A 676-nucleotide genomic window follows, 5' to 3' on the forward strand; every position below is an offset into this window, starting at 1 on the left:
TTATTGATGTGTTCTCGCGAGCAATTGTTGGATGGAAAGTATCTACACGGTTGAATACAGATATGGTGCTCGATGCATTGGAGCAAGCATTGCACGATCGAGGTATGCCTAAGAATGTGATTCATCATTCAGATAGAGGTGTTCAATATCTTTCTATTCGCTATACCAATCGTTTAGAAGCAGCAAATTTACGAGCATCAGTCGGTACGACGGGTGATTCATACGATAATGCTTTGGCTGAAACGGTGAATGGCTTATACAAAACAGAGGTGATTGAATATTTAAAAGCAGATTGGCAAGGTTTAGCAGATGTACAACTTGCGACACTAAACTGGGTCGATTGGTTCAACAAAAAGCGTGTACACAGCGCACTGGGTTATGTATCGCCTTTTGAGTTTGAAGCAATGTACTATGATAAGATTAACACGTTAGGTCAGGTGGCCTAACTTAAATAAAAAAGTCTCCGACAAACCCGGTACGGTTCAAACTTCATGCCTGTAGAGTCCATGAGTAGATGCAGCCCATCGCTACTTTTTTGGTAGCTGATTACAATATCAATATGCTTTTGTCTTCTACAAAGCGTGGTGTAATCTGGAGCTATCCAATTTAATCCGCAAAGTTTAATCAGACTTTGCACAAAGCCAGTGACCATACGTAAAGACAGACGAAATAAGGA

At 40.7% G+C, this 676-nt stretch carries 1 protein-coding gene and 1 pseudogene; one reads left to right on the forward strand and one right to left on the reverse strand.

The window, feature by feature from the left end; genetic code table 11:
* Positions 1-446, forward strand: a 446-nt coding sequence (locus tag CKW40_RS42395; RefSeq protein ID WP_143748537.1) for a DDE-type integrase/transposase/recombinase, incomplete at its 5' end; no start/stop codon positions are given.
* Between the two features lie 38 nt (positions 447-484).
* Here CKW40_RS42395 and CKW40_RS42400 read toward each other — a convergent pair.
* A pseudogene (locus CKW40_RS42400) lies at positions 485-676 on the reverse strand (transposase); the annotation flags it as partial.

The sequence above is a fragment of the Mesorhizobium carmichaelinearum genome, from assembly GCF_900199455.1.
GTDB lineage: Bacteria > Pseudomonadota > Alphaproteobacteria > Rhizobiales > Rhizobiaceae > Mesorhizobium > Mesorhizobium carmichaelinearum.